The organism is Streptomyces sp. Ru62 (genome assembly GCF_002920615.1).
In the GTDB taxonomy this organism is placed as follows: Bacteria; Actinomycetota; Actinomycetes; order Streptomycetales; family Streptomycetaceae; genus Streptomyces.
The window spans coordinates 90,026-114,873 of sequence record NZ_PQSU01000001.1; the positions used below are offsets into that span (position 1 = coordinate 90,026).

Sequence of the window (24,848 nt, forward strand, 5' to 3'; positions counted from 1 at the left end):
AGATAGGAGTGTGCCTTGCGCACCATCCGCGTGGAGACCTCCGGAGCGACGATCCTCCTCACCGAGGCCCCCGAGCCGAAGGTCCGCGACCGGCAGACCGGCGAGATCGCCAAGGACGCCAACAGCGGTGAGGCGCTGATGACCATTGGCGTCGTCTACATCGAGGACGGCGAGTCGTCGCTGATCAAGGTCACCGTTCCGGAAGGCGGCATCTCCGAGGGGCTGGCCCTCGGGTCGCCGGTCTCGCTGCCGGGCCTCGTCGCCCGGCCGTGGGAGTCCGTCTTCAACGGCCAGCAGCGCCACGGCATCGCCTACCGCGCTGCCGCCGTCACTCCGGCCGCCTTCCCGGCCGCGACCGGGGCCGCCGCCTGATGTCCGACCTGACGACGCTTCTGGAGGTGGGTGGTCCTGTCGCCGCACTCGGCGGCGGGGCCGCCTACGCCCGGGCCAAGCACCCGGCGGCGTACTGGTCCACGGTCGGTCTGCCGGTGTCCACGTTCCGGTTGCTCAGCTCGTACGGCTCGGTCATGGAGGCGTGTGGCCTGACGGTGGCGCCCTCCCGGCTGCGGGTGCTCGCCGTGAAGGCCATGACGCAGCGCGAGGTACGGCCCGTGCCGCCGCGTCGGGGCCTCATCCGGCCCACCACGACCGGGCTGCGGATACGCCTCCGCCTGGCGCCGGGCCAGGAACCCGCCGACGTCGCCGCCTCGGCCGAACGGCTACGGCACGCGTGGGGCGTTCACGCCGTGTACGTCACCACCGTCAAGCCGGGTGTCGTCGAGCTGCGGCTCGTGGGTTACGACGTCTTACGGCGGGTGCGTATGCCGCGAAAGATCGCGGGCGGCTTCCTGAAGGTGCCGGTCGCACTGCGAGAGGACGCCACACCGTTCGTCCGCGACTACCGCACCATCCCCCACCAACTCACCCTCGGTGCCACGCTGTCCGGCAAGTCCATGTACCTGCGGCACCTCATCGCCGGACTCGCTCCTCAGCCGGTCGCCCTCGTCGGCATCGACTGCAAACGGGGTGTCGAGCTGGCTCCCTTCGCGCCCCGGCTCTCCGCACTCGCGACCGACCCGGAACAGGCGGCTGAACTGCTGCCGGTGCTGGTCAAGGAAATGGAGGACCGGTACGACCTGATCAAGGCCCGACAGGGCATTGCCCCCGGCACCCCGGACGAGGAAATCACCTCCGACATCTGGGGCCTGCCCGAGCACGAACGCCCGGTGCCGGTGGTGCTGTTCGTGGACGAGGTGGCCGAACTCTTCATGGTCGCCACAAAGAAGGACGAGGAACGGCGCGACGAGATGGTCACCCAGCTCATCCGCCTCGCCCAGCTCGGCCGCGCCGCCGGCATCTACCTGGAAGTGTGCGGACAGCGCTTCGGCGCCGAACTTGGCAAGGGCGCCACCATGCTCCGCGCCCAGCTCACCGGCCGCGTTTGCCACCGCGTCAACGACGAAGCCTCCGCCAAGATGGCCCTGGGCGACATCGCCCCCGAAGCGGTCTCCGCCGCCTGCTCCATCGCCCCGGAACGGCCCGGTCTGGCCGTGGCGGGCGACACCTCCGGCGGCTGGTCCCGCATCCGCACGCCGTACCTCTCCCTCGGCGACGCTGCCAAGACCTGCCGCGAGTCGGCCCCCCTGGTCCCCGACCTCCCCGCCCTGAAGCCCTTCCGGCCCGACGTGCCCGAGCATCCGGTCGAGAGCACGCCGCCGGTCGTCCTGCCGCACCCGGTCACCGACTGACCTTCCCCTGCCCGACTCCGGAAGGAGCCGCATCATGCGTGCCCACCTGGCCCGCGTCGACGCGGTGCTCGTCCAGGCGCTCATCGCCGCCGCACTGTCCTTCGCCCACCTGCATGACGTCGCCGTGGCGGCCGGACAGGACGGATGGAAGGCGTGGGCCTACCCCGTCTCCGTCGACCTGCTGCTGGTCGCCGCCTGGCGTCGACTGCGCTCCGGGCACGGCAAAGCGGCGGCCTGGTGCTGGTTCGTCATCGCACTCGCCGCCTCCCTCGGTGCCAACGTCGCCACCGCCGGCCTCCTCGACCTCGGCAACGTCCCGGCCTGGCTGCGCATCCTCGTCGCGGGCTGGCCCGCAATCGCCTTCCTCGGCGGAACCCTCCTCGCTCACACCGCGCCCAAGACGGACTCCGAGCCCGAGGTCATCGAGGACCAGGAGGACGAGCCCGAAACCGCGCCCGAGCCACCTGCCCAACCGGCCATCGAGGCACCACCGCAACCCTCGCCCGTACCCGTCCCGTCCGCCCTGGTCCACCACGCCCGCAAGGTCGCCGCCGAGCACCAAGCCCGTACTGGCGTCCCGATCGACACCCCCACCCTCCGCGCCCGCCTCGGCGTCCCGGCCCCGATGGCCGAAGCCATCGCCGCCCACCTCTGAGAGGAGACCCCGTGTCCGCCAACCGCAGCTTCCGCAACGTCACCCGCATCGGCCCCGTTCAGGTCGGCACCGCTTACGACAGCCGGGGCCGTGAGAAGCACACCGCGGCCTGCACCGCCCCGCGCTGCGGCTTCTCCGCCGACTACGACAGCCGCGCCGCCGCCGAACTGGCCGCCCGCACCCACCGCTGCCCCGTCCGCTGAAAGGACCCGGACAACCGTGACCGTCAGCCTGCCGCTCGTCGTCGTCCTCGGCTTCTTCGCCTGGGGAGCGATCAAGTTCCTCGGCGTCCGCACCTGGATCGTCGTCCTGATCGCCCTGTTCGGCTTCTGGCTCTCGCACACCTTCCTGGCTCCCGCCATCGAGTCCGGCACGCGCTCCGGCGTGAGCGTCGTAACGGCTCACATGCCTAGACGAGTAGATAAGTAGAGGCCTGCCGTGTTCCTGCCCAAGTACCCGGACAGCCCCACCCCGCCGCCCGTCCACACCCACGCGCCGACCGACCCGGCTCCCGCCCGACGCGGCCTCCCGTCGCTCCCCGTGGATCAGAAGACGGTCGCGACGGTGCTCGTCGCCGGCGTGGTCCTCACCGCGCTTCTGGCCGCCGTCGCCGTCACGGCCATATCCGTGGCCGTCGCCGCTGTCGTCGTGCGCTCCCTGCTCCGCGACCAGTACCGGCGCTGACAAGCCGAACCGCACCCGGGGCGGCCACGACACGGCCAAGCATCCGGCCGCCCCGGGCCATCACTCCTGACCGATCCAGTCAGAAGGAGACCGCCATCTTCACCCGCACCACCCCGCCCCCGCTCCCGGAACTCGCAAGGCTGGCCGAAGGCGGCACCCTGCCCGGTATCCTCCGGCAGCTCTCCGGGCTCGGCGGTTGCACCAACCCGATCCGCCTCGACGGCCACCGCACCGAGTACGACATCGACACCACCACCGGTGAGATCGGCCGCGTCGTCCACCACCTCGACTCGACCGCCCTCCCGGCCGGCCAACTCCTCGTCCGCTGCAACAACCGCCGCACCACTCGCTGCCCGGCCTGCGCCGAGGTCTACCGCCGCGACACCTTCCACCTCATCACCGCCGGGCTGCGCGGCGGCAAGGGCACCCCGGAACACGTCGCCGCCCACCCCCGCGTCTTCGCCACCTTCACCGCCCCCGGCTTCGGCCCGGTCCACAACCGCCGCACCGACGGCCGCTCCTGCCGCTGCGGCACCCACCACGTCCAGGACGACGACGCCCTTGGTACCCCGCTCGACCCGGACACCTACGACTACGAGGCGGCCGTCCTCTGGAACGCTCACGCCGGGCAGCTCTGGCGGCGCTTCTCCGTCTACCTGCGCCGGGAGGTGGCCAAGCGAGCGGGCCTGTCACAGCGGCGATTCCGCGAGCACGCTCGCGTGTCCTTCGCCAAGGTCGCCGAGTACCAAAAGCGCGGAGCCGTCCACTTCCACGCGGTCATCCGCCTCGACGGCCCCGGCGGAGGAGACACCCCGCCTCCGGCCTGGGCAACGGCCGAACTCCTCACCGACGCCATCGAGGCCGCTGCCGCCAAGGTCCGCGTCGACGGCCTGGTCATCGACGGCCGTGCTCACACCTTCGCCTTCGGCCGCCAGCTCGACGTCCGTACCATCCGCTCCGCCGACTTCAACGACGGCCAGGAACTGACCGAGCGGGCCGTAGCGGCGTACATCGCCAAGTACGCCACCAAGGGCGCGGAGACCGCGACGGGTGCCCTCGACCGCCCGCTGAAGTTCGCCGCCGAACTCGCCCAGCTCGACATCAGCGACCACGCCCGCCGCCTCATCCGAACCGCCTGGACCCTCGGCGCACGCAAGGACCTGGAACACCTCCGCCTGCGGGCCTGGGCCCACATGCTCGGCTTCCGCGGCCACTTCTCCACCAAGTCCCGCCGCTACTCCACCACCCTCGGCGCCCTCCGCGACGCACGCGCCGAATGGCGCCGAGTACAAGCCGCAGCAGCCAACGGCCCGGAGCCCGAGACGACGTACGTCCTCGCCCACTGGGTCTTCGCCGGCACCGGCCTATCCGACGCCGAAGCCTGGCTTGCCGCATCCCTCGAACCCGCCCCCGGAACGGAAGGAGAGCCCACGCATGGCTGATCGACGCCGCGCATCGGCCGATGTAGCCGCCGCACCGCGCACCCTGCCCAGGCGGTTCCTGACTCCTGAAGACCTGGTGGAGATGTTCGAGCTGCCCAGTGTCGAGACGGTCTACCAGTGGCGCCGTAAGCGCACCGGTCCTCGGGGCTTTCGGGTCGGCCGGCACCTGCGGTTCGATCCGGACGACGTACGCGCCTGGGTGGAGTCCCAGATCAAGGAGGCCGCTGCCTGATGGCCGGACACATCCAAGACCGCTGGTACAAGGAAGAGAAGGGACCGGACGGCAAGACTCGCAAGGTCAAGACCGAGCGCTATGGCACGGGCATGCGCTACCGCGCCCGCTACGTCGGCCCGGACGGCACCGAGAAGTCCAAGAGCTTCCCCGACCGTCAGAAGCGGCTTGCTGAACAGTGGCTCTCGCAGACTGAGGCAGACATGGCGCGGGGGCAGTACATCGACCCCCGCGCGGCTCGGATCACCTTCCAGCAGTACGCCGAGAAGTGGGTGACCCACGCGCCGGACCCGAACACTCAGGCCTCGATGGAGTCGCAGCTCCGGTTGCACGCCTATCCCTACCTGGGGTCCCGCCCTCTCGGCTCCTTCCAGCCCGCTCACATCCGCGACTGGGTGCGGCAGCTTCAGGAGAACGGTGTCCGCGGCTCGTATGCCCGGACGATCTACTCCAACGTGCGCGCCGCACTCAGCGCGGCCGTGGACGACGGGCACCTTCCCCGGAACCCGTGTGCCGCCCGCTCAGTCCGTCCACCGACTGTGGACAACAAGCGCGTGGTGCCCTGGACGCCGGAACGGGTCTTCGCCGTCCGAGCCGGCATGCCCGAGCGCTACCAAGCCATGGTCGACCTGGGCGGCGGCTGCGGCCTTCGACAGGGCGAGATCCTGGGCGTGGCCGTCGACGCGATCGACTTCGAGTCGGACACCCTCCACGTGGTCCAGCAGCTCAAGCTGAGCCGCAGCAAGCCGGTCTTCGCCCCGCCGAAGGGCGGCAAGCTTCGGGACGTACCGCTCCCCGGTCCAGTCGCTGACGCTCTTCGCGCTCACATGAAGCGATTCCCACCGGTAGAGATCACCTTGCCGTGGAAGGTGGCGGACGGTCCTCCGGTGACCAAGCGGCTGATCTTCACCGGGCCGCGCGGCGGGCACGTCTGGCGTACGTCGCTCAACGAGGAGGTGTGGAAGCGTGCCCTTGCCTTGGCTGGCGTGATCCCCGAGCGGAAGCCGGGAGGGTCGTACGCCGAGTCCCGCGAGAACGGCATGCATGCCCTCCGCCACTTCTACGCCTCGGTGCTCCTGGACGCGGGCGAGAACATCAAGGCCCTCGCCGAGTACCTCGGCCACTCGGACCCGGGCCTGACCCTCCGCGTGTACGCGCATCTCATGCCGTCGAGCCAGGAGCGCACCCGCAAGGCGGTCGCCGCCGTCTTCGACACGGCCCGGTCGTCCTCCTCCAGCACCTGACGGCCCAGAGACGGCCCAGCGGCAGCGAAAAGCCCCCTCCCAGCGGAGAAACCGCAGGCAGGGGGCTTACTCGTCAGCGGTTACTTCTTCTTGCCCTGGTTCTTGACCGCCTCGATCGCGGCCGCCGCCGCCTCCGGGTCGAGGTACTTGCCGCCGGGGGTGACCGGCTTGAAGTCGGCGTCCAGCTCGTAGTAGAGGGGGATGCCCGTCGGGATGTTCAGGCCCGCGATGTCCGCGTCGGAGATGCCGTCCAGGTGCTTGACCAGGGCACGCAGGCTGTTGCCGTGGGCGGCGATCAGGACCGTGCGGCCGGTCAGCAGGTCGGGGACGATCGCGTCGTACCAGTACGGGAGCATCCGGAAGACGACGTCCTTCAGGCACTCCGTGCGCGGGCGCAACTCCGGCGGGATGGTGGCGTAGCGCGCGTCGTGGGCCTGGGAGAACTCCGAGTCGTCCGACAGCGGCGGGGGCGGGGTGTCGTACGAGCGGCGCCAGAGCATGAACTGCTCCTCGCCGAACTCGGCCAGCGTCGCCGCCTTGTCCTTGCCCTGGAGGGCGCCGTAGTGGCGCTCGTTCAGGCGCCAGGAGCGGTGGACCGGGATCCAGTGGCGGTCCGCGGCCTCCAGCGCCAGCTGGGCCGTGCGGATCGCGCGCTTCTGGAGGGACGTGTGGACCACGTCGGGGAGGAGATCGGCGTCCTTCAGGAGCTCGCCACCGCGGACTGCCTCCTTCTCGCCCTTCTCGTTCAGGTTCACGTCCACCCAGCCGGTGAACAGGTTCTTCGCGTTCCACTCGCTCTCGCCGTGGCGGAGGAGGATCAGCTTGTACGGTGCGTCGGCCATGGCCTTGAGCCTACCTAAGGGGAATGGGGGCCGTGCCGGGCATGGTGGGGGAGTGGCACGCCGGGTGGCCGAGGCGCGGCCCGGCCGTGGCCCGATTGACGCGACCTGCTAATTGATTGGCGTCTCCGAGGCCCCCGCTCGTAACGTGTGCTCACCGCTTGAGCCGCTTACAGACGTGGGGGATCCTCGATGTCACCAGCCCGTGTGAGACGTGCCGTCCACGAATCCGTCTCCGGGCTTCCCAGAGAGTTCTGGTGGCTGTGGACCAGCACCCTCGTCAATCGGCTGGGTGCCTTCGTGGCCACGTTCATGGCCCTCTACCTCACGCTCGACCGGGGCTACTCCGCCTCGTACGCCGGTCTGGTCGCCTCCCTGCACGGGCTCGGCGGGGTCGTCTCCTCGCTGGGCGGCGGGGTGATGGCCGACCGGCTCGGCCGGCGGCCCACGCTGCTCATCGCGCAGACCGCCACCGCCGGCTCGGTCGCCCTGCTCGGCTTCATGACCGACCCGGTCGCCATCGCCGCCGTCGCCTTCCTCGTCGGCATGGCCTCCAACGCCTCCCGGCCGGCCGTGCAGGCGATGATGGCCGACATCGTCCGCCCCGAGGACCGGGTGCGGGCCTTCTCCCTCAACTACTGGGCGATCAACCTGGGCTTCGCCGTCTCCTCCATGGCCGCCGGGTTCATCGCGGAGTTCAGCTATCTCGCCGGGTTCCTGATCGAGGCGGGGATGACCCTGGCCTGCGCGGTCGTCGTCTTCGCCAAGGTGCCGGAATCGCGGCCGGCGGTCACGGCCAGGCAGGCGGCGGACAGCGTCAGCCTGGGCACGGTGCTGCGGGACGGGCGGTACATGGCCGTCGTAGGGCTGTCCTTCCTCGTCGCCCTGGTCTTCCAGCAGGGCTCGGTCGGACTGCCGGTGGCCATGGGGCGGGCCGGGTTCTCCCCGGCCGACTACGGCCTCGCCATCGCCGTCAACGGCATCCTGATCGTCGTCCTCCAGATCCCCGTCACCCGGTTCATCGAGCACCGCGACCCGCGCACCCTCCTGGTCGCTTCCTCGCTCCTCGCGGGATACGGCTTCGGGCTCACCGCGTTCGCCGGCTCGGTCGGCGTCTTCATGATCACGGTGTGCGTGTGGACGCTGGCCGAGATCGTCAACGCCCCGACCCAGACGGGTCTCGTCGTCCGCCTCTCCCCGCTCCACGGCCGCGGGCGCTACCAGGGCATGTACACCCTCTCCTGGTCCGTCGCCGCCCTGATCGCGCCCCTGATGTCGGGCATGGTCATCGACCACCTCGGCGCCGGGTGGCTGTGGGGGACGTGCGCGGTGGTGGGTACGGCGGCCGGGCTCGGCTACGGCGTCCTGATGCGCCGCCTGCCCCCGGAGCAGCCGGCGCCGGCCAGGGCGCGGACGGACGCCGGGGCCGAGGTCCGTACGGCCTAGTCAGGCGCCGCTCGCGCCGCTACGCGCGCCTCACAGGGCGGGCAGGAAACCGCCGCGGGCCGTGCCCGAGGAGAGCAGGGCGGACCAGTCGAGGGTCTCGGGCAGCCGGTCCACGGACAGCACGACCGCTCCGCCCGCCGCCTCGGCGTCCCCGCACCAGTCGCCCATGTCACCGGGGGCTCCCTGCGCGCCGATCACCGGGGCGGCGAGGGCCGGCACGACCAGGCCGTGATCGCCGGGTCCGTCCACGACACACAGGGTGAGCCGGGGCGCGATGCTCCACCCCTCGCACACCGGCACCGCCCCGTCGGGCGCGCTCAGCACGGGCAGCGCCTCGTGGACAGGCGCCTCGGCCAGCAGCAGCACGGGCGTGGCCCCACGGACGAACAGGGTCTTCTCGGGATCCAGCAGCATGACCCCACGATCCCAGGACCGGCGCGGGGCTCGGGAGGAGGGTGCCGCTGGGGGCTTGGGAGGGGGGTGCCGCCGGCGTGCGGGGTTCGCGGCGCGTGGGCCCGGAGGGGAGGTGCGCCGGCGTGCGAGGCTTGCCGACGTGCCCCGGGGTCGGTGTGCAGGACTGGTCGGCGCGGGGGCCCGGGAGGGGGTGCCGTGGGCGTGCGGGGCTCGTGGCGCGGGGGTCCGGGAGGGGGCGCCGTCGGTGTGCGGGGTTCGCGACGCGGAGGCCCGGAGGGCAGGTGCACCGACGTGGGGGACTCATCGGCTCGGGGCCCAGCAGAGTGGCTGCCCGCGTCCGGTGCTCACGTCGGCGGAAACGCGCAGTTACCTTCCCCTTTCTGGGAACTCGGCAGGCGGATGCCGGTGGATCATGCCGGCGCAGAGCGTGCCGTGGCGGGAGTGATGACCATGCCGCCCGAGAAGTCCGGGTCGTCCGCGGGTGGCGGCGGGGCGCCCGACGCCGAGGTGCGGATGCGGGTCCGTGAGGCGCTGGCCGCCGCCGCGCGGGGTGCCGACGAGCCCCGGGAGGTGCCCGGCGCGCTGTGTGCGGCGTGTGTGCGGCTGCTGCCGGTCACCGGTTCGTCGGTGTCGATCTCCGGCGGCAAGGGCGTCCGCATGACCTGGTGCGCCAGTGACCGGGTCGCGGCCCGGCTGGCGGAGTTGCAGTACACGGTGGGCGACGGCCCCTGCCAGGCCGCCCTCGACCGCGGCTTCCCCGTCCTCGCGTGCGACCTCACCCAGGGTCCCGACGTCCGCCGCTGGCCGATCTTCGCGCACGAGGCGGTGGGTCTCGGCGTCCGCGCGGTGTTCTCGCTGCCGCTCGGCGTCAGCGGCGCCGCCATCGGCACCCTCGACCTGTACAGCGAACAGGCCGGCGGGCTGGCCGAACCCGATCTGCGGGTCGCGCTGTGGGTGCGGGACGCGGTCACCCTGGCGCTGATGAACCTCCAGGCCGCCCGCCACGGCACCCCGGGCGGGTGCATTGATGAGGACACCGAGGGTGAGGTGGCGTCCTGGGTGGCGGCCTCCGAGGCCGGCCACACCGAGGTCTACCAGGCGGTCGGCATGGTGATGGTGCAGTTGGACGTGGACCCCGAGCAGGCCCTGGACCGGCTGCGGGCCCGCGCGTACGCCGACGGACGCACGGTCAGCCAGGTGGCCCGGGAGGTCCTGACCCGCCGGCTGAGCTTCCGGCCGGAGACGGACGGCGGTGACCCGGCCCGTCCGTACGGCGGGGGCCCCGCGCCCCCTTGGGGGGACGGGCGTGACGTCCGCTGACGCGCAACGGCGCCGCCCGTCCGCTGACGCGGAACGCCCCCCGTCTGCTGACGCGGAACGGCGTCGCTCTCACACCTCCAGCGGCACCGGATGCACCTCGTCCGCCCGGTGGCCGGCGCGCTCGTGGACGCGCTGGACGGCCTCCGCCGAGGGTGCCTCGGAGAGGCAGTAGACGATGCCGGACTCCGGATCCGCCCAGGCGTGCTGGAAGTGCACGGACTCGTCCGCCTCGATGGCGAGGTCGGCCCGGTGCGCCTCCATCAACTGGTCGGCCGTGATGCCCTCCATGCCACGGTGCACGTCGATGAACTTGGCCATGGCCCGCCACCTCCTGTCGCCGGTCGTCCTTCCCACCCGCACCTTCCATGCTGCGCCCGAGGGGAGGCAGGGGCATCCGGTACGGCGGGGGCCGGTGTGAACACCGCTCACACCGGCCCGGACGTGCCGGTCAGCCGCACTGGCAGGGGTTGCCCGACTGGCAGCCGCAGCCGCAGCCGGAGCCGCAGCCGCACGCGCCGAACAGCGGAAGGGTCCTGATCTCGGCGGGCTGCCCGCTCTCGCGCTCCTGCGTCGGGTCGGGCGTGGTGCTGGGGGATTCGGCCATGGGTCCCTCCTAGACCTGGGGCAGGGTGCCCTCGCCCATTTCATGCCCGTCGCGCCGGGCGCATCAACGGCGCACGGAGGCGTTCGCGGACCCGGGCCGCCCCGGCACGGAGGGTTACGCCCCCTCGGTGCCCGTCACCGGCTGGATGTCCGGCTGCAGCTCGTCCGCGTGCTCACCGGTCACCAGGTAGACCACGCGCTTGGCGACGGCCACGGCGTGGTCGGCGTACCGCTCGTAGTAGCGGCCCAGCAGGGTGACGTCCACGGCCGTCTCGATGCCGTGCTTCCAGCGTTCGTCGATCAGGTGCTGGAAGAGCGTGCGGTGCAGCAGGTCCATCTCGTCGTCGTCCTGCTCCAGCTGGAGGGCGAGGTCGACGTCCTTGGTCACGAGCACTTCGGCCGCCTTGGCCATCAGGCGCTGCGCGAGCTGGCCCATCTCCAGGATGGTGGCGTGCAGGTCGTACGGAACGGCCCGGTCCGGGAAGCGCAGCCGCGCCAGCTTCGCCACGTGCTGGGCGAGGTCGCCGGAGCGCTCCAGGTCGGCGGACATCCGCAGCGACGTGACGACGATCCGCAGGTCCGTCGCCACCGGCTGCTGCCGGGCCAGCAGGGCTATCGCCCGGGCCTCCAGGTCGTGCTGGAGTTCGTCGACCTTCTTGTCGGCCTCGATCACGCTCTCGGCCAGCTTGAGGTCGGAGTCGAGGATGGCGGTCGTGGCGCGCCCGATCGCCGATCCGACCAGCCGGGCCATCTCCACCAGTCCGTCGCCGATCGAGTCCAGTTCCTCGTGGTACGCGTCCCGCATCAGGGTTCCCTCTCATCGGTGTGCTTGGTCCCCACGCTCCCACGTTGTGCCCCGCACCCGTCCGTTTCCGCCACCCCAAATGAACCAATACTGGCTGCAAGGTGAACTCTGGGCGACGAGTGTTCGAGGTCGCACCGTGACGGCTGTGGTCATGTCGTACCCCGTGCCTAACCTGGAGGCATGGACGTGAACGCGGCGGTCGCCGCAGCGGCAGCGATCGCCGGGGTGCTCACCGGTGTCATCGCCATGCTGGCGTTCCGCTGGAGCGAACGCGACCAGAAGCGACCGACCAGGACTTCCTTGCACACTGATCCCGTACTCCCGCCCGGCGTGGACACCGTACTGTCCGTGCTCCGCTCCTCCGCCGTCGTCCTCGACGAGGCCGACGCCGTGGTCAAGGCCAGTTCCGCCGCCTATGCCCTCGGGCTGGTCCGGGGCGGCAAGCTCTCCGTGGAGCCCATGCTCCAGATGGCCCGGGACACCCGACGTGACGGGGAGATAAGACAGGTCGAGCTGGACCTGCCCCGGCGCGGCACCGGACGCGGCGAGGCCCTCGCCGTCTCCGCGCGCGTGGCCCCGCTCGGCTCCCGCCTGGTCCTGCTGCTGGTCGAGGACCTGACGGAGGCCCGCCGGATCGAGGCGGTGCGCCGCGATTTCGTGGCGAACGTCAGCCATGAGCTGAAGACGCCCGTCGGCGCGCTGTCCCTGCTCTCCGAGGCCGTGATGGACGCCTCCGACGACCCCGAGGCCGTGCAGCGCTTCGCCGGCCGGATGCAGATCGAGGCGACCCGCCTGACCAACCTGGTGCAGGAGCTGATCGACCTCTCCCGGGTGCAGAACGACGACCCGCTGGAGGACGCCGAGCCCGTCCGGGTGGACGAGCTCGTCGCCGAGGCCATGGACCGCTGCCGCCACCAGGCGGGCACGAAGCAGATCACCATGGCCGCCGGGGGCACCGCCGACCTGCATGTCTGGGGGAACCGGGGCCAGCTCGCCGCCGCCCTGGGCAACCTGGTCGAGAACGCGGTCAACTACTCCCCGGCCCGCACCCGCGTCGGCATAGCCGCGCGCCGGATCAACGCGCCCGGCGGCGACATGATCGAGCTGGCGGTGACCGACCAGGGCATCGGCATCTCGGACAAGGACAAGGAGCGCATCTTCGAGCGCTTCTACCGCGTCGACCCGGCCCGCTCCCGGGCCACCGGCGGCACCGGTCTGGGTCTCGCCATCGTCAAGCACGTGGTCGCCTCGCACGGCGGGGAGGTCACGGTCTGGAGCGCCGAGGGCCAGGGCTCGACCTTCACTCTCAGGCTGCCGGAGGCGGGCGCGGCCCGCGACCGCGCACAGCAGCACCCCGACCTCGACGACGAGGCCGGACCCACCGATCCACCCCCGTACGCATCGCTTCCCGCCCCGGAGGTCCTTCCGTGACCCGTGTGCTCGTCGTCGAGGACGAGGAGTCCTTCTCCGACGCCCTGTCGTACATGCTCCGCAAGGAGGGCTTCGAGGTCGCCGTCGCGGCGACCGGCCCTGACGGCCTGGACGAGTTCGAGCGCAACGGCGCCGACCTGGTCCTCCTCGACCTGATGCTGCCGGGCCTGCCCGGCACCGAGGTCTGCCGTCAGCTGCGCGGCCGTTCCAACGTCCCCGTGATCATGGTGACCGCCAAGGACAGCGAGATCGACAAGGTTGTCGGGCTGGAAATAGGAGCGGACGACTACGTCACCAAGCCGTTCTCCTCCCGTGAGCTGGTCGCCCGCATCCGCGCGGTGCTGCGCCGGCGCGGCGAGCCGGAGGAGGTCACCCCGGCCGCGCTGGAGGCGGGGCCGGTCCGCATGGACGTCGACCGGCACGTGGTCACCGTCGGCGGCTCCAAGGTCGACCTCCCGCTCAAGGAGTTCGACCTCCTGGAGATGCTGCTGCGCAACGCGGGCCGCGTGCTCACCCGCATGCAGCTCATCGACCGCGTGTGGGGCGCCGACTACGTGGGCGACACCAAGACCCTCGACGTCCACGTCAAGCGCCTGCGCGCCAAGATCGAGCCGGACCCGGGCGCGCCGCGGTACCTGGTGACGGTGCGGGGTCTGGGCTACAAGTTCGAGCCGTAAACGGTAAGCGCTCGTGGACCGGTGAGCGCTCGTACGTATGCCGAAGGGCGGCACCCGCGCGGGTGCCGCCCTTCGGCATACGTACGACGGGTCAGTGGCCGGCGGCCGACGCCGACGCCGAGTCGTGCGGGGTGGCGGCCGCACCGGAAGCGGTGGCCGACGGGCTCGTCCCGTGGCCGCTCTCCGGCTTGCCGCTGCCGGACGCGCTCGCGCTGCCGGACGGGGTGGCCGTGGCACCGCCGGCGCCGGCCGGGGCGGACGGGACCTGGCTCGGGCCCCACTTGTCGAAGTAGCTGGTGGCCGGGACGACGAAGGCGCGCAGGCTCACCTTGCCGGTCTTGCTGAGGGTGAAGGTGATCTTCTGGGCGTTGCCGTCCTGGACGGCCTCACGGCCACTGGGCAGCGTCGCGGACGCGTTGTCCTTGCCGCCGAGGATCAGCGAGCCGTGCGCGGGAACGGTCAGGCTCTGGCCCTTGGCGGGCTTCAGCTCGGCGGACGTCCCGCTGCCGTCCAGGGTGATCGACTGGAGGGTCTGGTCGGTGCTCCCGGAGTTGAACAGGGTCGCGGAGATCACTGCGGGACCCGTCGACTGGAGGTCGGGCTGGGTGATGACCAGAGCATTCTGAATCTTGATGTCGCCCACGCTGGTCGCCGCGTTGTCCGGCTTGATCTCCAGGGTCTGGGCGTTGTTTCCGGCGCCGCAGGCGGCGAGCGAGGCGATCGAGAAGACGATGGCGGAGGCGGCGAGGGCGCCGCGTCGAAGGCTGCTGCTCACGGCGGCGGCAACTCCTTGAACGCGCGGGCGGCTCCCCTTGTAAAGCCGCCCTAAGTGTCTGTCAGCGGCTTCAGGCTACCGAGCCGTTCCCACGGCGTCGCACCCGACCCTCCCCCTGACCCCGGGCTTCCGTCCGGCTGGGGGTACTCCGGGCGGTGCACCTGACTCCGCGGTCACATTGCGGAGCCGCTGGTCTGTCATTCACATAACGCGACCGTGACCCCCTCTCGGCCCCTCACAACGACGCTCGCAAAATTTCCGTGAAGGAATGCGCGAGCCTCCCCGATATTGATCACGGAGCGCCCCTCCGGCAGCCGTTGATCAATTTTGGATTCGTCTCGCATCCGGCCATGGCCACCGAACGGAGTAGCGGAAGTCGCACGCTTGAGACCAGACAAACCGGGATGTTCCGCCACTTCGAACGGCCTCCCGGGGCGTGTGACGTACGTGTTTCACCCCGCCCGGAGAGCCCCTCCCACCTGCGAATACCCGGTTCCGGAGGCTCCCCGCAGCACGTTCCGGTTGCTGTTGTCAAGCCCCGAGATATGCCCTGACCTGCGAAAACGCCATTCAGAAGACGCCGTATCCGTGTTACCCTGGATAGCCACGGAAGGGGTACCTGTCACATGACGTTCAAGGTTGGCGACACCGTGGTCTATCCCCATCACGGGGCCGCGCTGATCGAGGCCATCGAAACTCGCCAGATCAAAGGCGTGGACAAGACCTACTTGGTGCTGAAGGTCGCCCAGGGTGACCTGACGGTGCGTGTGCCAGCGGACAATGCGGAGTTCGTCGGCGTGCGTGATGTGGTCGGTCAGGACGGGCTGGACCGGGTCTTCGAGGTGCTGCGCGCGCCGTACGCCGAGGAGCCCACGAACTGGTCCCGTCGCTACAAGGCAAACCTGGAGAAGCTCGCCTCCGGCGATGTCATCAAGGTCGCGGAAGTCGTGCGTGACCTGTGGCGTCGCGAGCGCGAGCGTGGACTGTCCGCCGGTGAGAAGCGCATGCTCGCCAAGGCCCGCCAGATCCTGGTGAGCGAGCTGGCTCTCGCGGAGAACACGAACGAGGACAAGGCCGAGGCCCTGCTCGACGAGGTGCTCGCCTCCTGACGCGCAACGGCGGCGAACCTTCGCTTCCGGCACGCTCAGCACACTGAAATGCCGCGGTGCCCGATGACACTGATCCTGTCGCCGGGCGCTGCGGCATGTTGCGTCCCCGCAGCGGGTGCTCCTCGGGAAGCCTGTGGACCGACCCCCCGACACGCGATCCCCCGATAATCGATCCCCGGTCGATACGCGATCCCCCGGTACCCCATGTGCCGGTACTCGATGTGCCGGCCCGGGCGGATCGCTCGACCAGGGTCACGGAAAGGGTCCGGTCAAGGCGTCGCGCCCGGCACTCCTCCAGGCCATACCCACCTAGGTCGAGCACACAAACCTGACAGGAACCGATGTCTGACGAATCGCGCCCCACGCCCGCGCAGACCCCCGTCGCCGCCGTGATTCCCGCCGCCGGCCGGGGCGTACGGCTCGGTCCGGGCGCCCCCAAGGCGCTCCGCGCGCTGAACGGCACACCCATGCTCATCCACGCGGTCCGCGCCCTCGCCGCGTCCCGCCATGTCTCGCTGGTGGTCGTCGTGGCCCCGCCGGACGGCGCTGCCGAGGTCAAGTCGCTGCTCGACGCGCACGCGCTGCCGGAGAGGACGGACTTCCAGGTCGTCCCCGGCGGCCAGTCCCGTCAGGAGTCGGTCCGCATCGGCCTGGACGCCCTGCCGCCGCACTACCGGATCGTCCTGGTCCACGACGCGGCCCGGCCGCTCGTCCCGGTCGACACGGTGGACGCGGTCATCGAGGCCGTACGCGACGGCGCCCCCGCCGTGGTGCCCGCGCTGCCACTGGCCGACACGGTCAAGGAGGTCGCGCCCGCGGCCGTGGCCGGCGACCCGGAGCCGGTCGTCGCCACCCCCGAGCGGGCCCGGCTGCGGGCCGTCCAGACCCCGCAGGGCTTCGACCGGGCGACCCTGGTCCGGGCCCACGAGAGCGTCACCGAGAACGTCACCGACGACGCGAGCATGGTGGAGCAGCTGGGGCTGCCGGTCGTGGCCGTCCCCGGCCACGAGGAGGCCTTCAAGGTCACCCGCCCCCTCGACCTGATCCTCGCCGAGGCGGTCCTGGCGCGCAGGAGGCTGACCGATGGCTTCTGAGGCCGGTTCCGTGCTTCCCCAGGTCGGCATCGGCACCGACATCCACGCCTTCGAGGAGGGCCGCGAGCTGTGGTGCGCGGGCCTGAGGTGGGAGGGCGAGGGACCCGGTCTGGCCGGCCACTCCGACGCCGACGTCGTCGCCCACGCGGCCTGCAACGCCCTCTTCTCCGCCGCCGGGCTCGGTGACCTGGGCCAGCACTTCGGCACCGGCCGCCCCGAGTGGTCCGGCGCGTCCGGGGTCACCCTGCTCACCGAGGCCGCCCGGATCGTGCGCGCGGCGGGCTTCACCATCGGCAACGTCGCCGTCCAGGTGATCGGACCCCGCCCGAAGATCGGCAAGCGGCGCGACGAGGCGCAGAAGATCCTCTCGGAGGCGGCCGGCGCGCCCGTGTCGGTCTCCGGCGCCACGACCGACGGGCTCGGCTTCCCCGGCCGCGAGGAGGGGCTGATGGCGGTGGCCACGGCACTCGTGGTGCGCGTGAGCTGACGGCGTGGCAGGGTACCCACACGACCACCAGTGATCGTGTACTCCGGAGGGTGCCCATGTCCGCCGTACTGTCCGACCGCCTGAAGTCCGTGCTCGACGGCAAGGTGTTCGTCGTCGTCGGCACCGTCCAGCCCGACGGCAGCCCGCAGATGTCCCCGGTCTGGGTGAAGCGCGACGGCGACGACCTCCTGATCTCCACGACGGTCGACCGCCGCAAGTACCACAACCTGGAGCGCGAGCCCCGGGTGTCGGTCGTCGTCGTGAACCCGGACGAGCCCTACGAGTACGCCGAGATCCGCGGCACCGTCGAGACCACGACCGAGGGCGGCCAGGAACTCATCGACGAACTCAGCCGCAAGTACACCGGCAAGGACTACGCGGACTTCAACCCCGCGTCGGGCCAGGACGCGGAGCGGGTGGTCGTGCGGATCCGGCCGCGGAAGGTCGTGGGACGTTTGTGACGGCGGCGGGGCCTGGCGGGGCGGGCCCGGGCGGTGAGGCGCGTTCCCGGTGGGAAGGCGCATGGCACTGCCCGGCGCCCACTACTCTGGAGTCGTGACTATTCGCCTGTACGACACCAGCGCCCGGCAGATCCGTGACTTCACCCCGCTCAAGCCGGGCTGTGTCTCGATCTACCTCTGTGGCGCCACCGTGCAGGCGGCACCCCACATCGGCCACATCCGCTCGGGCCTGAACTTCGACATCATGCGGCGCTGGTTCGCGTACCGCGGCTACGAGGTGACGTTCATCCGCAACGTCACCGACATCGACGACAAGATCATCACCAAGAGCCGCGAGCAGAACCGGCCCTGGTGGTCGATCGGGTACGAGAACGAGCGCGCGTTCGACGAGGGCTACACCGCCCTCGGCTGCCTCCCGCCGACCTACGAGCCCCGCGCCACCGGCCACATCACCGAGATGGTCGAGATGATGCGGGGCCTCATCGAGCGCGGGCACGCCTACGAGGCCGACGGCAACGTCTACTTCGACGTACGGTCCTTCCCGCAGTACCTGGAGCTGTCCCGGCAGGAGCTGGACAACCTGCTCCAGCCGTCCGCCGAGGGCGAGACCGGCAAGCGGGACCCGCGCGACTTCGCCATGTGGAAGGCGGCGAAGCCGGGCGAGCCGACCTGGCCAACCCCCTGGGGACCCGGCCGCCCCGGCTGGCACCTGGAGTGCTCGGCGATGGCCCACAAGTACCTGGGCAGCGCCTTCGACATCCACGGCGGCGGCCTCGACCTGATCTTCCCGCACCACGAGAACGAGATCGCCCAGGCCAAGGCCTACGGCGACGACTTCGCCCGGTACTGGGTGCACAACGCCTGGGTGACCATGGCCGGCGACAAGATGTCCAAGTCGCTCGGCAACAGCGTCCTGGTCAGTGAGATGGTCAAGCAGTGGCGGCCCGTCGTGCTGCGCTACTACCTGGGCACCCCGCACTACCGCTCGATGATCGAGTACAGCGAGGAGTCCCTGCGCGAGGCCGAGTCCGCGTTCGGGCGGATCGAGGGCTTCGTGCAGCGGGTCACCGAGCTGGCCGGGAAGACGGTCGAGCCGGCCGCCGAGGTCCCGCCCGCCTTCGCCGAGGCGATGGACGACGACCTGGGCGTCCCGCAGGCCCTCGCCGTCGTGCACACCACCGTCCGGCAGGGCAACAGCGCGCTGGCCGCCGACGACAAGGAGGCCGCCGTCGCCCGGCTCGCCGAGGTGCGGGCCATGCTCGGCGTCCTCGGCCTCGACCCGCTCGACCCGCACTGGGCCGGCGAGGGCGGCGACCGGGGCGAGGACCTGAACGGCGTGGTCGACAGCCTCGTGCGCCTCGTCCTCGACCAGCGCGAGTCCGCCCGCGCCCGCAAGGACTGGGCCACCGCCGACGCCATCCGCGACCAGCTCGGCCAGGCCGGGCTGGCCATCGAGGACAGCCCGCAGGGCCCGCGCTGGAGCCTCGGTCCGCGCTAGCCCCCCGCTTGATCGATTGTGCCGCCCGGCCCTCCGGGCGGCACACTGCATAAGACGTACGTACGAAAGCTCACGAAGACAGGTAGGTCATGGCCGCGAACAACCGTCGCATGTCCGGCAAGAAGGGCGCGCAGGTCGGCAGTGGCGGCCAGCGGCGCCGGGGCCTGGAGGGCAAGGGGCCGACCCCGCCCGCCGAGATGCGCAAGGGGCACGCCAAGCAGCGTGCCGCGGCGGCCAAGGCCCGCCGCGCGCAGGGCCGCACACAGCAGCGCCGGGGCGGCGGCAGGTCCACCTCCGAGCTGGTGGTGGGCCGCAACCCGGTCGTCGAGGCGCTCCGCGAGGGCGTCCCGGCCTCCACCCTGTACGTCCAGCAGTTCATCGACAACGACGAGCGCGTCCGCGAGGCCCTCCAGCTCGCCGCCGAGCGCGGGGGCATCAACCTCATGGAGGCCCCGCGTCCCGAGCTGGACCGCATGACGAACGGCCTCAACCACCAGGGCCTGGTCCTCCAGGTCCCGCCGTACGAGTACGCGCACCCGGAGGACCTGCTCGGCGCCGCCGCCGACGAGGGGGAGGACCCGCTGGTCGTGGCCCTGGACGGGGTCACCGACCCGCGCAACCTCGGCGCCGTCGTCCGTTCCGTCTCCGCCTTCGGCGGCCACGGCGTGGTCGTGCCCGAGCGCCGCTCGGCCGGCATGACCGCCGGCGCCTGGAAGACCTCCGCCGGTACGGCCGCCCGTACGCCGGTCGCCCGCGCCACCAATCTCACCCGGACACTGGAGGCATACAAGAAGGCCGGCCTCACGGTGGTCGGTCTGGCGGCGGACGGCGAGGTCGAACTCGGTGACCTGGAGGCCCTTCAGGGCCCGGTCGCCATCGTGGTCGGCAGCGAGGGCAAGGGCCTGTCCCGTCTGGTCGGCGAGACCTGCGACTTCCGTGTCCGCATCCCGATGCCGGGCGGCGCCGAGTCGCTCAACGCGGGTGTGGCGGCCGGGATCGTGCTGTACGAGGCCGCACGCCGACGGAGCTGAACACCCGTCCGGGCGGGTCTGAACACCCGTCCGGAAATTCACCGTCACGGGGGAATTCTGGCGGCCGTATGGCGCTCGGGGCCGCTTTGACGGGGTCCGGACACATCCGGGCGGTCAAAGCAGTGTCCTAACGCCACGTCACTCGGTTAGATGAGTGTGGACACCAGAACACCCCGCACACCCACGGGGGACCGTTCGTCGGGATTCGACGACGCTCCCGCGCTGAGCATGGTGAAGGTGCCGAGCGATCCGGCGCAGGTCATCGTCAATCACGCCAGCTTCCGCGTGCAGCTGGGCGCGGCGGCCAGGCGCACCCAATCCCCGCGGATCGCCCGGCATCTGAGCGCCGCCCAGGACACCGCCCGGATGCCCGTCGTGGGCACGGCGGGCCGGGCCGGCGCCACCGGCCGCCGCCGCCCCGTCGTGTGGAGCGGCAGGTCCGCCCCCGACGACACCGGCGCCCACCGGCTCCTCCAGGCCGTGCGGGGCAGCAGCGTCCGCCACGCCGACGAGCCCGAGGCCGGCGCCACCCAGGTCATCCCGCGCGTCCAGACGGGCTACGCCGACACCTACGACGAACGCGACCTGACCGTCGAGACCCCCGTCGTCGGCCACCAGCGCACCGCCCCCGACGCCGGCGGCACCCGCCTCCTGCCGCACATGCGCACGGTCACCGGCGCCTACGACGACCCCGCCTACCCCGACGACCACGAGCCGTACGACACCTACCCGGCCGACACCGACCCCGACGCCGACGCCCCGCGCCGCGGCAAGCGCCAGGGCGACGACCCGGCCCGGCACGCCTACTACCCCGGCCGCCGGCTCAACCTGGGCGTCGTCCTCCTCCCACTGCGCATCTTCCTCGGCTTCATCTCCATCTACGCCGGCATGGGCAAGCTGTGCGACCCCGTCTACTTCGACGGCGGCAAGCGCGGCTCCATGGTCACGTGGCTCAACACGCTGCACCCCTGGGACGTCGCCGAGCCGCTGCGCCAGTTCGCCCTGCACCACCCGGTCGGCTCCGGCCTGGTCATCGCCTTCCTCCAGGTCGTCGTCGGCGTCCTGACGATCCTGGGCTGCTGGCAGCGCGTCGCCGCGGTCGTCGGCGCGATGCTCTCCGCCGCGCTGATCGTCACCGTGAGCTGGAAGACCGTCCCGGTCTACGACGCCCCGGACATCATCTACCTCGCCGCCTGGTCCCCGCTGATCATCGCCGGCGCCCCCGTCTACTCGGTGGACGGCCGTCTCGCGGGGGGTGCCTGGCGACGCCTCGGCCCCCGCGCCGACATCTGGGAGCTGCGGCGCCACGTCCTGCGCCGCGGTGCGCTGATCACGGCCGTGACGGTCGGTCTGACCCTGTTCATCGGCTCCCTGCTGGGCGGTGCGGTCCGCGACTCCAGCCGCGTGGTCGTCCCCGGCCCCGGCGAGGCGCCCCGCAACCAGCTCCCCGGCTCCCCGCTCCCGGAGGAGCCCGGCACACGGCACAAGAAGAGCCCGGCGGCGTCCAGCTCCCCGACGGGCGGCGCCACGGCCGGCGCGAGCCCCTCGGGGACGGCGACGACCCCGGGCACGAGCCGGGCCACCTCCGGCGGCACCACCCCGACCCAGACCCAGACCCAGGGCACCACGGGCCAGGTCCCGCCCCGCCGGACGTCCCCGACGACGGGTGGCGCCCCCAGCACGACGGCGGGCCCGACGAGCACGGGCGGCGGCGGCACGAGCACCGGTGGCTCGACGACGACGGGCGGCGGCACGTCCTCGGGCGGCGGCAGCACGTCCACGGGCGGCCAGCCGGGCCTGGTGGGCGGCCTGCTGGGCTGACGGGACGCAACAGGAGAGGGCCCCGTACCGGGAGAGGTACGGGGCCCTTCTCGATCTCGGTGACTCGGGGCCTGTGGGCCCGCGCGGCGGCCCGCGGAGCTGTCAGCGGCCGAGCGCCGCCAGTTCCTTGGCCGCCTCCGTCAGGTCCTTCGCGGTGTCGATGGCCCGCCAGTACGCCCCCTGCGGAATGGGGAACCCGGCCAGCTTCCTCTCCCGGGCCAGCCGGGGGAACGTGGTCCGCTCGTGGTCCCCGCGCTCGGGCAGCAGGGAGGCGAACTCCGGCGAGAACACATAGACACCCGCGTTGATCTCGAACGTCGACGGCGGTGCCTCGATGAAGTCGGTGATGTGCCCGAAGCCGTCGGTCTTCACGGCGCCCCACGGGATCCGCGGCCGGGCGAGCGCCAGCGTGGCCACGGCGTCCCGCTCGGTGTGGAAGTCGGCCATGTCCCGCAGGGAGAACCGCGTCCAGATGTCACCGTTCGTGGCGTACCAGGACCGGTCGGGGTGGGGCAGACGGGCCGCGGCGTACCGCAGGCCGCCGCCGCGGCCGAGGGGCTCGCTCTCCACGACGGTGGTGACGGAGACGGGAAGGTCGGCCGAGTCCAGCCACTTCTCCAGGACGTCGGCGAGGTGGCCGCAGGAGACCACGACGTCCGTCACACCTTCCTCGGCCAGCCAGGTCAGCTGGTGGCCGATGATCGGAGTGCCCGTGCCGGGGATCTCGACCATCGGCTTGGGCCGGTCGTCGGTGTACGGACGCAGCCGGGAGCCCTGGCCACCGGCCAGGACCACGGCTTGAGTGGGGCGCGACGCGGCGTTCGGATGGGTCATGACCGCACTGTACGTGGCGCCCCACCGCTGTCCACCGGGGGCAACGCGCTCCTTGGGGAGCCGTTACCCGGTTCACACCGGGAGCCGGCTGCCGGCGGTGCTCAGCTGTGCGCGGCCAGGACGCCCGAGGCGAAGGCCGTGTCGCACACCGGGCGGGCGTAGGACTGGGCGCGCGGGGCGCCGTAGATGTGCACCGCGGCCCTGCCGAGGGCGCGGGCGATGGAGGAGCAGTGCCGGGCCAGCGAGGGGCGGCCGTTGACGGCCTGCTGGAGGTGGGTGAGGACCACGCCCGGGTTCTTGTGCTGCAGCTCGGCCATCAGCTGGTCGCGGAGCACGTCCTGCGGGGCGCGGGTGACCTTCTTGGCGGAGACCTCCGCCGACGACACGTCGGAGGCGGCCAGCACCGAGCTGGAGGGGCTCCCCGTCCAGTTGACCCGGGTGACCGCAAGGGTCCCGGAGAGCACCAGGACGACGGGCAGGACGAGGGCGAGAGTGCGGCCGATCCGGCGGGCAGGGCCGCCCCGGTGGCCGCGTCGTGTCTGTGGGGTGGTGGAGTGCTTCACGCGTGTGAGGGTAGCGCCCAGTGATGATTTGGAGACATTCGGTCACTCTTATGGGGGATGAGAAGGCGCTGATTTCTGGGTAAGGCGTTGACGAAGCACCCCACGACAAGATCCACGACGGGGCCGGGTGACCCGACCCCGACGCGAAGGGCCCCGCACGCCGAGCGCGCGGGGCCCTTCCGATGCCGTCGGCCGTCAGTCGGACAGCCGCTCGCCGGTGGACGTGGAGAACACGTGGGTCTCGCCCGGCCGCGGCACGACGTGCAGCGTGGAGCCCTTCTCCGGCACGGAGCGGCTGCTGACGCGGACCACGAGGTCCTTCGTCTCGCCGCCGACCTCGACGGTGCCGTAGACGTAGCCGTCGGCGCCGGTCTCCTCCACGACGTTCACGGACACGGCGAGGCCGGCCGGGGCGTCGGAGGCGTCCTTGGACAGGGAGGCGGCGACCGAGCCGTTGTGCTCGACCACGTCGAAGTGCTCGGGACGCACGCCCACGGTCACCGTGCGGTCGCCCTTGTCGGCGGCGGCCTTCAGGGCCTCCCGGTTGACCGGGACGACGCTGTTGCCGAACTTCACGCCGCCATCGGCGATCGGGACCTCGATCAGGTTCATGGCGGGGGAGCCGATGAAGCCGGCGACGAAGAGGTTCGCGGGCTTGTCGTACATGTTCCGCGGCGAGTCGACCTGCTGGAGGATGCCGTCCTTGAGCACGGCGACCCGGTCGCCCATCGTCATGGCCTCGACCTGGTCGTGGGTGACGTAGACGGTGGTGATGCCGAGGCGGCGCTGGAGGGACGCGATCTGCGTACGGGTCGAGACGCGGAGCTTGGCGTCCAGGTTGGACAGCGGCTCGTCCATGAGGAAGACCTGCGGCTCGCGGACGATCGCGCGGCCCATGGCGACACGCTGGCGCTGACCGCCGGAGAGCGCCTTCGGCTTGCGGTCCAGGTACTCGGTGAGGTCGAGGATCTTCGCGGCCTCCTCGACCTTCTGCCGGATCTCCGCCTTGTTCACGCCGGCGATCTTGAGCGCGAAGCCCATGTTGTCGGCGACCGTCATGTGCGGGTAGAGGGCGTAGTTCTGGAACACCATGGCGATGTCCCGGTCCTTGGGCGGCAGGTGCGTGACGTCGCGGTCACCGATGCGGATGGCGCCGCCGTTGACGTCCTCCAGGCCCGCGAGCATCCGCAGGGAGGTGGACTTTCCGCAACCGGACGGGCCGACCAGGACGAGGAACTCGCCGTCCTCGATCGCGATGTCGAGTGCGTCGACGGCGGGCTTGGTGGAACCCGGGTAGATCCGGGTCGCCTTGTCGAACGTGACTGTGGCCATGGTGAATGGGCCCCCTTCTACCGGCAGGAACGTGCCGGACGATCCGTTGTAGGAAGGTGGTTGGTGTAGTCCACGCGAGTGAACTGGGTCAGGACGGTACCTGGCGTTCACTCGATCTGTCAGTAGCCCGACCCGTGTGAACTTCGCGGAAATTTTCGACGGGGCGGCCCCGAGACCTGGGTACACTGCACGGGCACCCAGGTGCACGCCTCCTTAGCTCAGCTGGTCAGAGCGCCGCTCTTGTAAAGCGAAGGTCGTCGGTTCGAATCCGACAGGGGGCTCTTCCACCACCAGGCTGACCTG

29 protein-coding genes and 1 tRNA gene are annotated in these 24,848 nt (G+C 71.4%); 21 read left to right on the top strand and 9 right to left on the bottom strand.

Annotated elements, in window-relative coordinates; translation table 11 throughout:
- Window positions 1-15: 15 nt before the first annotated feature.
- From C3492_RS00480 to C3492_RS00520, 9 genes are all read left to right on the top strand, one after another.
- Window positions 16-372, top strand: a complete 357-nt coding sequence (locus C3492_RS00480; protein WP_103809702.1) for a hypothetical protein — start codon at window positions 16-18, stop codon at window positions 370-372.
- Window positions 372-1,748, top strand: coding sequence for an FtsK/SpoIIIE domain-containing protein (locus C3492_RS00485; RefSeq protein ID WP_103809703.1), 1,377 nt, complete (start codon window positions 372-374; stop codon window positions 1,746-1,748). The genes C3492_RS00480 and C3492_RS00485 overlap by 1 nt, the downstream gene beginning before the upstream one ends.
- 34 nt (window positions 1,749-1,782) lie before the next feature.
- A complete protein-coding gene (locus C3492_RS00490) occupies window positions 1,783-2,403 on the top strand; it encodes a DUF2637 domain-containing protein (protein ID WP_103809704.1) in 621 nt (206 codons plus the stop codon).
- An 11-nt stretch (window positions 2,404-2,414) separates the two neighbouring features.
- Window positions 2,415-2,606, top strand: coding sequence for a mobile element transfer protein (locus C3492_RS00495; RefSeq protein ID WP_103809705.1), 192 nt, complete (start codon window positions 2,415-2,417; stop codon window positions 2,604-2,606).
- Window positions 2,607-2,622: 16 nt separating this feature from the next.
- On the top strand, window positions 2,623-2,832 hold the full coding sequence (locus C3492_RS00500; protein ID WP_103809706.1) for a hypothetical protein: 210 nt from the start codon (window positions 2,623-2,625) through the stop codon (window positions 2,830-2,832).
- A 9-nt stretch (window positions 2,833-2,841) separates the two neighbouring features.
- Window positions 2,842-3,087 (top strand): SpdD protein, encoded by a 246-nt coding sequence (locus tag C3492_RS00505; RefSeq protein ID WP_103809707.1) that lies wholly within the window; start codon window positions 2,842-2,844, stop codon window positions 3,085-3,087.
- Window positions 3,088-3,227: 140 nt separating this feature from the next.
- Window positions 3,228-4,529 (top strand): replication initiator, encoded by a 1,302-nt coding sequence (locus C3492_RS00510; RefSeq protein ID WP_103809708.1) that lies wholly within the window; start codon window positions 3,228-3,230, stop codon window positions 4,527-4,529.
- Complete coding sequence (locus C3492_RS00515; protein ID WP_103809709.1) at window positions 4,522-4,761, top strand: AlpA family transcriptional regulator; 240 nt, start codon at window positions 4,522-4,524, stop codon at window positions 4,759-4,761. Before C3492_RS00510 ends, C3492_RS00515 begins: the two co-directional genes overlap by 8 nt.
- Window positions 4,761-6,005: a tyrosine-type recombinase/integrase gene (locus C3492_RS00520; protein WP_103809710.1), complete on the top strand. Its 1,245-nt coding sequence runs from the start codon at window positions 4,761-4,763 to the stop codon at window positions 6,003-6,005. The genes C3492_RS00515 and C3492_RS00520 overlap by 1 nt, the downstream gene beginning before the upstream one ends.
- Window positions 6,006-6,085: 80 nt before the next feature.
- On the opposite strand, the gene C3492_RS00525 is transcribed toward C3492_RS00520, so the two are convergent.
- Entirely contained in the window at window positions 6,086-6,847 is a 762-nt protein-coding gene (locus C3492_RS00525; protein WP_014673463.1) for a phosphoglyceromutase, read from the bottom strand.
- 189 nt (window positions 6,848-7,036) lie between these two features.
- Between C3492_RS00525 and C3492_RS00530 the strand changes: the two genes are divergently transcribed.
- Window positions 7,037-8,290 (top strand): MFS transporter, encoded by a 1,254-nt coding sequence (locus C3492_RS00530; protein ID WP_181140120.1) that lies wholly within the window; start codon window positions 7,037-7,039, stop codon window positions 8,288-8,290.
- A 30-nt stretch (window positions 8,291-8,320) separates the two neighbouring features.
- On the opposite strand, the gene C3492_RS00535 is transcribed toward C3492_RS00530, so the two are convergent.
- Window positions 8,321-8,704, bottom strand: a complete 384-nt coding sequence (locus tag C3492_RS00535; RefSeq protein WP_103809712.1) for a hypothetical protein — start codon at window positions 8,702-8,704, stop codon at window positions 8,321-8,323.
- Between the two features lie 444 nt (window positions 8,705-9,148).
- Here C3492_RS00535 and C3492_RS00540 point away from each other — a divergent pair, with 444 nt between their 5' ends.
- The gene (locus C3492_RS00540; RefSeq protein WP_258055414.1) at window positions 9,149-10,024 is read left to right on the top strand and encodes a GAF and ANTAR domain-containing protein; all 876 of its coding nucleotides are present in this window, start codon (window positions 9,149-9,151) and stop codon (window positions 10,022-10,024) included.
- Window positions 10,025-10,093: 69 nt separating this feature from the next.
- On the opposite strand, the gene C3492_RS00545 is transcribed toward C3492_RS00540, so the two are convergent.
- The 3 genes from C3492_RS00545 to phoU form a co-directional block, all read right to left on the bottom strand.
- A complete protein-coding gene (locus tag C3492_RS00545; RefSeq protein ID WP_103809713.1) occupies window positions 10,094-10,342 on the bottom strand; it encodes an SCO4226 family nickel-binding protein in 249 nt (82 codons plus the stop codon).
- 130 nt (window positions 10,343-10,472) lie between these two features.
- Window positions 10,473-10,628, bottom strand: a complete 156-nt coding sequence (locus C3492_RS44420; protein ID WP_165951611.1) for a hypothetical protein — start codon at window positions 10,626-10,628, stop codon at window positions 10,473-10,475.
- Between the two features lie 114 nt (window positions 10,629-10,742).
- Window positions 10,743-11,432, bottom strand: a complete 690-nt coding sequence (phoU, locus tag C3492_RS00550; RefSeq protein WP_103809714.1) for a phosphate signaling complex protein PhoU — start codon at window positions 11,430-11,432, stop codon at window positions 10,743-10,745.
- Between the two features lie 180 nt (window positions 11,433-11,612).
- On the opposite strand from phoU, the gene C3492_RS00555 reads away from it, so the two are divergent.
- Complete coding sequence (locus C3492_RS00555; protein ID WP_103809715.1) at window positions 11,613-12,863, top strand: cell wall metabolism sensor histidine kinase WalK; 1,251 nt, start codon at window positions 11,613-11,615, stop codon at window positions 12,861-12,863.
- A complete protein-coding gene (locus C3492_RS00560; RefSeq protein WP_014673455.1) occupies window positions 12,860-13,540 on the top strand; it encodes a response regulator transcription factor in 681 nt (226 codons plus the stop codon). Before C3492_RS00555 ends, C3492_RS00560 begins: the two co-directional genes overlap by 4 nt.
- A gap of 91 nt (window positions 13,541-13,631) precedes the next feature.
- Here C3492_RS00560 and C3492_RS00565 read toward each other — a convergent pair whose 3' ends face one another.
- Window positions 13,632-14,315 carry a DUF461 domain-containing protein gene (locus C3492_RS00565; RefSeq protein WP_103809716.1) on the bottom strand — a complete coding sequence of 228 codons (684 nt, stop codon included), beginning with the start codon at window positions 14,313-14,315 and terminating at the stop codon, window positions 13,632-13,634.
- Between the two features lie 626 nt (window positions 14,316-14,941).
- On the opposite strand from C3492_RS00565, the gene C3492_RS00575 reads away from it, so the two are divergent.
- The 7 genes from C3492_RS00575 to C3492_RS00605 all read left to right on the top strand — a co-directional run bounded on the left by C3492_RS00575 (window position 14,942) and on the right by C3492_RS00605 (window position 21,816).
- Window positions 14,942-15,424: a CarD family transcriptional regulator gene (locus tag C3492_RS00575; protein WP_003953493.1), complete on the top strand. Its 483-nt coding sequence runs from the start codon at window positions 14,942-14,944 to the stop codon at window positions 15,422-15,424.
- 341 nt (window positions 15,425-15,765) lie between these two features.
- Window positions 15,766-16,518, top strand: a complete 753-nt coding sequence (gene ispD / locus C3492_RS00580) for a 2-C-methyl-D-erythritol 4-phosphate cytidylyltransferase (protein WP_103809717.1) — start codon at window positions 15,766-15,768, stop codon at window positions 16,516-16,518.
- Window positions 16,508-17,005, top strand: a complete 498-nt coding sequence (ispF, locus tag C3492_RS00585; protein ID WP_103809718.1) for a 2-C-methyl-D-erythritol 2,4-cyclodiphosphate synthase — start codon at window positions 16,508-16,510, stop codon at window positions 17,003-17,005. Before ispD ends, ispF begins: the two co-directional genes overlap by 11 nt.
- Before the next feature lie 56 nt (window positions 17,006-17,061).
- Window positions 17,062-17,466 carry a PPOX class F420-dependent oxidoreductase gene (locus C3492_RS00590; protein WP_103809719.1) on the top strand — a complete coding sequence of 135 codons (405 nt, stop codon included), beginning with the start codon at window positions 17,062-17,064 and terminating at the stop codon, window positions 17,464-17,466.
- A 94-nt stretch (window positions 17,467-17,560) separates the two neighbouring features.
- Window positions 17,561-18,964, top strand: a complete 1,404-nt coding sequence (gene cysS / locus C3492_RS00595; protein WP_103809720.1) for a cysteine--tRNA ligase — start codon at window positions 17,561-17,563, stop codon at window positions 18,962-18,964.
- An 89-nt stretch (window positions 18,965-19,053) separates the two neighbouring features.
- Window positions 19,054-19,995 (top strand): 23S rRNA (guanosine(2251)-2'-O)-methyltransferase RlmB, encoded by a 942-nt coding sequence (gene rlmB / locus C3492_RS00600; RefSeq protein ID WP_103809721.1) that lies wholly within the window; start codon window positions 19,054-19,056, stop codon window positions 19,993-19,995.
- A gap of 150 nt (window positions 19,996-20,145) precedes the next feature.
- On the top strand, window positions 20,146-21,816 hold the full coding sequence (locus C3492_RS00605) for a DoxX family protein (protein ID WP_181140121.1): 1,671 nt from the start codon (window positions 20,146-20,148) through the stop codon (window positions 21,814-21,816).
- A 102-nt stretch (window positions 21,817-21,918) separates the two neighbouring features.
- Here the strand turns inward: C3492_RS00605 and C3492_RS00610 are convergent, their stop codons facing one another.
- From C3492_RS00610 to C3492_RS00620, 3 genes are all read right to left on the bottom strand, one after another.
- A complete protein-coding gene (locus C3492_RS00610) occupies window positions 21,919-22,650 on the bottom strand; it encodes a nucleotidyltransferase family protein (protein ID WP_103809723.1) in 732 nt (243 codons plus the stop codon).
- A 101-nt stretch (window positions 22,651-22,751) separates the two neighbouring features.
- Complete coding sequence (locus C3492_RS00615; protein WP_103809724.1) at window positions 22,752-23,213, bottom strand: hypothetical protein; 462 nt, start codon at window positions 23,211-23,213, stop codon at window positions 22,752-22,754.
- Window positions 23,214-23,408: 195 nt separating this feature from the next.
- Window positions 23,409-24,545, bottom strand: a complete 1,137-nt coding sequence (locus tag C3492_RS00620) for an ABC transporter ATP-binding protein (protein WP_103809725.1) — start codon at window positions 24,543-24,545, stop codon at window positions 23,409-23,411.
- 207 nt (window positions 24,546-24,752) lie between these two features.
- Between C3492_RS00620 and C3492_RS00625 the strand changes: the two genes are divergently transcribed.
- Window positions 24,753-24,826: transfer RNA gene (locus tag C3492_RS00625), tRNA-Thr, on the top strand.
- Window positions 24,827-24,848: the final 22 nt, after the last annotated feature.